Here is an 8,291-nt window from a genome sequence, read left to right on the forward strand (position 1 = left end):
ATAATATAGCCTATTATTTTTTTAATGGATAAAGTTAGATGCTGTTTCGTAAATTTACCGCCTTTGCAATTGTAACGAGTGTTTTATTAACTGGTTGTTCGGTTGTTGAGCGTTGGGTATATAGACCTGATATCAACCAAGGTAATTATGTGACACAAGATGCCATTGAGCTATTACAAGTTGGTCAAAGTAAAGAGCAGGTTGTATTTATTATGGGATCGCCAATGTTAACTTCTGTTTTTGGTGATAACGTTTGGTATTATGTTTTTCGTCAACAACCGCAGCATGATGCTGTTAGCCAAAGAACTTATGCTGTATATTTTGATGAAATGGGCATTGTAAAGGATATCAAAAATTCAGAGTTAGCAGGATCTAAGTCATTAGAAGAAATGAATAAACAAGGTATATCAGACCCAATTGATACTAAGTCTGAAGATAATAATTTTGATTCTGATTCTTAATCAAAACAAAAACCTCGCTTAAAAACGAGGTTTTTTGATTTATACTATTTATACATAAAAAATTACAATTTTAATTGTTAATAATAGCCATTACCTAAACAAGAAAGGATAGTGATAATAATGGAAATATGCAAAATAAGAAATATAATTGAAGCGATAAATGTAATTATAAAATATTTCCAATAGCATATAGATTTTCAAGAGCATCGACTACATCAATTTTTTTGAAGATTTGCAGCTAAGCTAAATGCACTTCCCGATTTGAAAAGTTTGACGCTAGCAATAATTTGTGGAATACCTATAATCGCAGAGATTATTCCTAGGCAGGTAAAAGAGTCCGCAATTATAAAAATAACACTAAAAATTTGTTGCATAGTCGTAATAAATTGCATATGTTATTTTTAATAATCTTGTTAATTGAAAAGAAATTGTATTTGTTGGATTTGCATCCATTTTTGTTTGTTATATTGATGCTCTATTTTTGAGTAGCTGGTAGAGCAACAGCTTTTTAATCAATGTCTAGGTGTTTTTCGCATACTGGTTCTAGTTCAAATCGTTTTTCTATTGTTCCTATAATCGATAGGACGTACAGACCTTTTATTAAAAGGGTTTTTGGGTGCTTATTGAAATCCTGAGCAATACTAGCATAAACTAAAATATTCCAATAAAAGCTTTTATCTTATAAAACAACTAAATTGTTTTTATATTTCAAAATAAAATTACACTAAAATGTAAAAACCAGGCCGGATTGCATATTTGACGACAGTCGCTGTATTGCTGTTGAAACAAGTAATAACATAAGCAAAGAAAAGGGAAAAGTTAAAAAAGGAGCAAAGACCCCCGATTTCATACTTGCAATATCACTATTGATGAAAATTTACATAGCATATTGTTTTTAATAATGTCCCGAATTGCTCTATTTTCGATAATTGGTTTGTCGCCCATGTTTTTACTATTTGTTGCTCGTTAAATACCTTTGACTCACGATAAATGATCTTGGCTTTTTTATTTCAACGGTGCAGCGATAGCGAGGTGTTCCGTCTGCACGGACATGTTTATCTATGATATAATAAGCCATAAATTAATAGCCTTAAATTATTCGTCCCATCGGCGTGCGAACCTGATAATGAAAAATATATCAAAATAGGCAAAAATAATCTTATAAGATAATCAATAAAAATAGTTATAAACATTGGTGTATCAATGAATTCAACAAAAAATAAATTTTCCGTTGCCCCTATGCTTGATTGGACCGATAAGCATTGCCGTTATTTTCATCGAATTTTAACCAAACAAGCATTGCTCTATACCGAGATGGTGACCACAGGCGCGATTTTATTTGGAAAAGGTGATTATTTAGCTTTCAATCATGAAGAGCATCCAGTTAGCTTGCAACTAGGTGGTAGCGATCCTAAAGCATTAGCACAATGCGCAAAATTAGCACAAGAACGTGGTTATGATGAAATAAATTTAAATGTAGGTTGTCCATCCGATCGCGTACAAAATGGTATGTTTGGTGCTTGTTTAATGGGAAAAGCCGATTTAGTTGCAGACTGTGTTGCACAAATGCAAGATCAGGTGGATATCCCAGTCACAGTAAAAACCCGAATTGGTATTGATGATTTAGATAGCTATGCTTTTTTGTGTCAATTTATTGAAAAGGTTATGCCTTATACCCAAACATTTATTGTACATGCGCGCAAAGCGTGGTTATCGGGATTAAGTCCAAAGGAAAATCGGGAAGTCCCTCCGCTTGACTATGATCGTGTTTATAAACTCAAACAAGATTATCCCGATTTAACGATAGCCATTAATGGTGGTGTTAAAACGATTGAGGAAATAAAATATCACTTACAGTATGTTGATGGCGTGATGATAGGACGAGAAGCATATCAAAACCCACTATTACTTACTGAAATTGATACGCAAATTTTTGGCACAAATACTTCCGTCATCGACCCTCTATCTGCCATTCGTGAACTTTACCCTTATATCGAACAGCAGCTAATGCAAGGTGCACAACTTAACCATATTATGCGCCATACTTTAGGTATATTTAATGGACGTAAAGGGGCAAGGCAATGGCGACGTTATCTTAGTGAGAATGCCCATAAAAAAGGAGCTGGGGTCGAGGTAGTGGAACAGGCTTTAACATTCATCGAATAATATTCTATAAAAAAGCAATCATATTCGCTTTATAATGGCGCTAATTGCACATAGCTAGTATATCGTTATATACTAGCCGACAATTTTCTTAATGGTTTTATTCTGTGCGTTTAAATTCAAGTCAACAAAAAGCCGTTGAATATGTTTCAGGACCTTGCCTTGTATTAGCGGGCGCAGGTTCGGGAAAAACTCGGGTTATCATCAACAAAATTGCTTATCTAATTCGTGTTAAAGAATATTTGCCACGCCATATTATTGCCGTCACTTTCACCAATAAAGCAGCACGTGAAATGAAAGAACGCATAGCCCAATCGCTTAGCAAACAAGAAGCCAGAGGGCTAAAAATATCGACATTCCATACCTTAGGATTAGATATCGTTCGCAAAGAATATAAACACCTTGGTATTAAGTCGAACTTTTCATTATTTGACGATCACGACCAAACAGCATTATTAAAAGAGCTCACACAACAATGGTTAGATAATGACAAAGATCTTATCAACCAACTACGTGCCACTATATCAAATTGGAAAAACGACATTATCGACTCAACCACTGCCATGGCAAGGGCACAAACTAACAAAGAAAAGCTCTTTGCACATTGCTATCAACTTTACGAAAAACAACTAAAAGCGTGTAGTATTTTAGATTTTGATGATCTCATCTTACTACCTACGCTATTATTAAAAAACAACGAACAAGTCCGCGAAAAGTGGCAAAACAAAGTTCGTTACTTGCTAGTTGACGAATATCAAGATACCAACACTAGCCAATACGAATTTATCAAATTACTAGTTGGCAACCGAGCGAAATTTACCGTCGTTGGTGATGATGACCAATCTATTTACTCATGGCGAGGTGCAAGGCCACAAAATTTAGTATTACTTAAACAAGATTTTCCAACATTAGAAGTCATCAAACTAGAACAAAATTATCGATCATCGGGTCGAATTTTAAAAGTGGCGAATATTTTAATCGAAAATAATCCACACATCTTTGAAAAAAAACTGTTTTCAGAATTAGGTTATGGCGAAACATTAAAAGTCATTTCTGCTGATAGTGAAGAGCACGAAGCCGAAAAAGTCATTAATGATCTTATTGGTCATCGCTTTGCGCATAACGGTCAATATGGTCAATATGCTATTTTATATCGCGGTAATCATCAAGCTCGGCTAATTGAAAAGATGCTAATGCAATATCGCATACCCTATCGAATCTCTGGCGGAACATCGTTTTTTGCGCGAGTTGAAATTAAAGACTTAATGGCGTATTTGCGGTTATTAACTAACACTGATGATGATAATGCGTTTATTCGCATTATCAATACCCCCAAACGAGAAATCGGCCCAGCAACCATCCAAAAACTAGGGGAGTGGGCAAATTACCGCGGTGTCAGCCTATATCAAGCAAGTCATGATATGGGATTGACACAACTGCTTTCTGGTAAGCGTATGGAATCGTTACAGGTATTTATCCATTGGTTTGATACGCTTATTCAAAAATCGCACCATGAACCGATGGACGTGATTTATGAACTGCTGCATGGTATCAATTATGAAAGCTGGATTTATGAAACATCCACATCCCCTGCATCAGGGCAAATGCGTATGCGCAATGTCGAACAGCTAGTTAGCTGGTTAAATGACATGTTAAAAGGCGATGACATTGATGAAGCCATGACACTTGAACAAGCTGTTGCCAGATTCACCTTACGAGACATGCTAGAACGTAACGAAGCCGAAGAAGAGCTTGATCAAGTTCAGCTTATGACGCTACATGCCTCAAAAGGGCTAGAGTTTCCTTACGTCTATTTAGTTGGCATGTCCGAAGGACTATTACCACATCAAAACAGTATTGATGAAGACAATATTGAAGAAGAGCGCCGCCTAGCCTATGTAGGCATCACTCGAGCCCAACAAGAGCTCACATTTTCATTTAGCCGACAACGTAAACAATTTGGCGAAACAATGCAAGTTGAACCAAGTCGATTCTTATTAGAACTGCCACAAGACGACTTAGTCTGGCAAGATCAACGTAACGAACTATCTCCCGAAAAAAAAATGCAACAAGGACAAAGCCGCCTAGCCATGCTAAAAGCGCAAATTGCCAAGGCTAAATAGCCGCCCAAAAAGCTCAGCAATAGCGTAAAAAATAGAATCGAATTATTAAAACATAACACTATTAATAAATAATAAGATAAAAGTTATTAAAAAATGGTATACATATCGAGTTGATAATTAAATTAATGATAAGGTTTAAATTCATTAACAATATCAAACTAATAAAAAACAAAATTGATGATATTTTATCAATCTAATGCAATAAACCATTAAAAATCATTGACGGATTAAAATAGCTTTATATAATACTTCCCTAATCGATAATTCCTATCTAAGTCTCCTTAGCTCAGCTGGATAGAGCAACGGCCTTCTAAGCCGTAGGTCACAGGTTCGAATCCTGTAGGGGACGCCATTAAAATCTAGGATAATCAATCATTTGCAACCGCCAAGCTCAAAGCTTGATTATCTTTATTTTGATTGTGTGACCAAATTGTGACTGCATTTGAAAAATGGCTTAAATGCTCAGCGTTTAAATGCGCATATTTTTTTACCATTTCCAACGTTTCCCAACCACCCAATTCTTGCAATGTAAAAAGAGGTGTTCCGCTTTGAACGTGCCAGCTCGCCCGTGTGTGGCGTAGATCGTGAAAATGGAAATCATCAATATTGCAAATTTTCGTAGCACGATTAAAAGCTCGTCGATCAATATCTTTTAATGGGTTATTATTTGCACTTACAAAAATATACTTGCTATTGATAAGTCTTCTGTTTTTTAAAAGCTCAATAGCTTCATTATTTAATAATAATGCTCTTGCCTTACCGTTTTTTGCAATATCATTACTTACTATTGCTATTTTGTTTTGAAAATCTATCTTATCCCATGTCATAGATAAAATTTCAGTTCACCTTGCACCTGTTAATAATGCAAATAAACAAACGTCTCTCAACCAATTAATTGATATCTTGTTCAGCAATGTTTGAGCTTGCTGTTTTGTGATCCATCTAACCCTAACATTTGGCTCTTTTTGTTTTCCAACATACGGCATAGAGCTGATCCAGTTGTTTTTATGATCTAGACTAAGCGCTCCCAATATCGTTTTACGATATTTGTTTATTGCAGCTGGTACTAATGGTTTTTTATTTTTCGCGTTATGTGTTGGCAGATTATTATCTATCATTTCACCGGTAATCGATGACAAGTTTTTACCACCAAAAATAGCGCGCCAATATTTTGCATGACGAACTTTATTTGCATAATCGTTTTGATCTTTTCCGTCATTTAGCAGTAACAATAAAGCTTCGTCAAATGTACGTTCTAAACGCTTATCAAGTCGGCTTATTGCTCACATCTTATGCTTTACTTTGTCATGATATTCCTGAGCGAGGTTTTTATTACTCACCCCCAGTAGAGCGTCTAATTCGTTCGCCGCTTGGTGTGCGGATGTCGATATAATAGACATCATTTCTCTTTGATAATGACATCATAAATACCCCATTTTTAGTACACAACTGACGTAGAAAATTATGCTACTTGTTTTTGTGTTTTATATTCAAAGGGCGTCATATTATTTAATGCCTCATGCGGTCTTTCAGTATTATAGATCGTTAGCCATTCTTCGGCCATTCTCCTTGCTTACTCTAGATTGTTAAAAAGATATAAATTAACACGTCAGTTCGAAAGCGTTCAATGTAGCCGTTTTCCAGTAAATTCTGAACCATTATCAATCGGTATTTTTAACGGATAACCGTGATATTTAGCTAGCAGGCCCAGATAACGAGTGATTCTACCCGCAGGCAAACTGACCGTAATACCAATGCCTAATGCTTTTCGGTTAAAGTCATCAATACGTTGAATGTGCTAAAACGGCGTTGATTTTGACTACTGTCACTCATAAAATCTATTGATTCACATTCACCCTGTTTATTAGGAAGTAATAACTTTTCAGGGGTTAGGGGGGAATACGCTTTTTACGCTTTATTCTAATGTTTAGTTTTAATTCGCAATACACCCGATAAACACGTTTACGATTCCATTTATAGTCGAGTTTTCGAATACGACGAAAACATTTAGGAAAACCCCAGCGTAAATGTTTTTCCGCTATATCGCTTAATATTAGCGTAATCATTGAATCATCCAAAATATCAGGCTGATAATAGTAGGCACAACGACTTAATCTCACAATACACAGCTCATGGCAATTAAGATCGATTTAGTGGCTTGTAGCTCTTTTTCCCATGCTTTTCGTTCCTTGGGTGGGCATTAGCGCTTTTTTATGATTTCTTCCTGAAGCTGGGATTTTAAATTTAACTCGGCAACCATCTGTTTAATTTTGCGATTTTCGGACTCAAGTTCTTTTAAGCGTTTGATATCTGAAATTTCCATACTACCGTATTTTTCCTGCCATTGATAAAAAATTGAATTGCCCATCCCATATTTTCGGCAAAACTCTTTAACAGAAATACCTGCTTCTGCTTCTTTTAATATCGGTACGATTTGGTGCTCTGTCATCTTTTTCATGTTTCGATCCTCTTTTACTTTTATCATAGAAAATTTTCTATTTTTTTGCTGTACTATTTTAGGGGGTAGTTACACTTTAACCAAGCATAATAACCTGACGTACTGGCGCCAAGCAACGGACATATTTTGTTAATGGGATAGGCTGTTAAATGATTTTTCATATAGGCGTACTTCACCGACTGGGATTGTTGATGAAGTACACATGCGCCTTTTTTAGTATGCCATTCGCCATTTTCAGTTCTTTAATTTCTTTTTCTAACGCTATAATTCGCTGTTGCTCAGCCATTAACTCTCGACGATTGGTTTTATTCGAGACAAGTAAAATGTATTTTGGCTATAATCAATTTTCTTGTTTTTTTAATCAATGACGTGTTTTGAAGTGGTTGGCGGGGGATTTTAGGTGTGAAAAACGCGTGGGATGGTTGGTTTAAGTTATTTATTATTTTGAATAATTTTTTTGTGCAGCATATAAGGTTAAGAAGTCAAAAAGTGTCATTGTTTTTACGTTGTGGGCATTAGCAACATTAGGTATTATTATTCGTTTTTTTACATTCTCTTCAAACTTCTCATCTGTTACTATTACATAGTTGTTTTTCATTGCGTGAGCAATTAAGAATGCATCAGCTTTATCCAGATTAGCAAAGTCAGTTTTTGCTTTTTCCTTTATTTTCTGGTTTTGAGTCCAGTTCATTAATATTCCGTAACAATTTATTGAAGACATCTCATCTTCAATAAATGAATCTGGAACTGTATTTTTTATCCAGTCACTTATTTCATTATTTTTAAATAAAAGCTCTTTTTTAACGGCATTTATGCTATAGACAATTTTTTTGTTATATAATTTTTATAAAAAATCCCAAAGCGGTTAGCTATGTTTTATTTAGAACAATTATCTTTTACGTCTAAATATCCTATGTTCAACCATTGTGCCAACAATTCTGATTTGTTGGTTTAATGTGCTCATTGTTGTGTAATCGGGATTAAGAGGGATAAGCTCAAATTGCATTCTTTCATGCTCATCATATCCCAACTCTCGGTATTTTTTAAAAGTGGCTTCTGATTCACCGTTCATAGCGACCACAAATT

General features: G+C 35.2%; 9 protein-coding genes, 1 tRNA gene and 1 pseudogene. 4 read left to right on the top strand and 7 right to left on the bottom strand.

Annotated features, from left to right (window positions below; genetic code table 11):
- The first annotated feature begins 38 nt into the window (after positions 1–38).
- Positions 39–461: an outer membrane protein assembly factor BamE gene (gene bamE, locus ACYIAM_RS05950; protein ID WP_483747610.1), complete on the top strand. Its 423-nt coding sequence runs from the start codon at positions 39–41 to the stop codon at positions 459–461.
- Between the two features lie 215 nt (positions 462–676).
- Here the strand turns inward: bamE and ACYIAM_RS05955 are convergent, their stop codons facing one another.
- Complete coding sequence (locus tag ACYIAM_RS05955) at positions 677–853, bottom strand: DUF5362 family protein (protein WP_483747611.1); 177 nt, start codon at positions 851–853, stop codon at positions 677–679.
- 811 nt (positions 854–1,664) lie between these two features.
- Between ACYIAM_RS05955 and dusA the strand changes: the two genes are divergently transcribed.
- From dusA to ACYIAM_RS05970, 3 genes are all read left to right on the top strand, one after another.
- A complete protein-coding gene (gene dusA / locus ACYIAM_RS05960) occupies positions 1,665–2,627 on the top strand; it encodes a tRNA dihydrouridine(20/20a) synthase DusA (protein ID WP_483747612.1) in 963 nt (320 codons plus the stop codon).
- A 104-nt stretch (positions 2,628–2,731) separates the two neighbouring features.
- A complete protein-coding gene (gene rep, locus ACYIAM_RS05965) occupies positions 2,732–4,747 on the top strand; it encodes a DNA helicase Rep (RefSeq protein WP_483747613.1) in 2,016 nt (671 codons plus the stop codon).
- Between the two features lie 275 nt (positions 4,748–5,022).
- Positions 5,023–5,099: transfer RNA gene (locus ACYIAM_RS05970), tRNA-Arg, on the top strand.
- 16 nt (positions 5,100–5,115) lie between these two features.
- Here ACYIAM_RS05970 and ACYIAM_RS05975 read toward each other — a convergent pair.
- The 6 genes and pseudogenes from ACYIAM_RS05975 to ACYIAM_RS06000 all read right to left on the bottom strand — a co-directional run.
- Positions 5,116–6,169 (bottom strand): annotated as a pseudogene (locus ACYIAM_RS05975) (tyrosine-type recombinase/integrase).
- Positions 6,170–6,209: 40 nt separating this feature from the next.
- Positions 6,210–6,311: an integrase core domain-containing protein gene (locus ACYIAM_RS05980; protein ID WP_483747614.1), complete on the bottom strand. Its 102-nt coding sequence runs from the start codon at positions 6,309–6,311 to the stop codon at positions 6,210–6,212.
- Between the two features lie 325 nt (positions 6,312–6,636).
- Complete coding sequence (locus tag ACYIAM_RS05985; protein WP_483747615.1) at positions 6,637–6,813, bottom strand: IS3 family transposase; 177 nt, start codon at positions 6,811–6,813, stop codon at positions 6,637–6,639.
- Positions 6,814–6,947: 134 nt separating this feature from the next.
- The gene (locus ACYIAM_RS05990) at positions 6,948–7,205 is read right to left on the bottom strand and encodes a transposase (RefSeq protein WP_483747616.1); all 258 of its coding nucleotides are present in this window, start codon (positions 7,203–7,205) and stop codon (positions 6,948–6,950) included.
- Between the two features lie 439 nt (positions 7,206–7,644).
- A complete protein-coding gene (locus tag ACYIAM_RS05995) occupies positions 7,645–8,031 on the bottom strand; it encodes a DUF4411 family protein (RefSeq protein WP_483747621.1) in 387 nt (128 codons plus the stop codon).
- 63 nt (positions 8,032–8,094) lie between these two features.
- The coding region (locus ACYIAM_RS06000; RefSeq protein WP_483747617.1) for a LexA family protein at positions 8,095–8,291 on the bottom strand (197 nt) is incomplete at its 5' end.

Source organism: Gilliamella sp. X-60 (genome assembly GCF_057063585.1).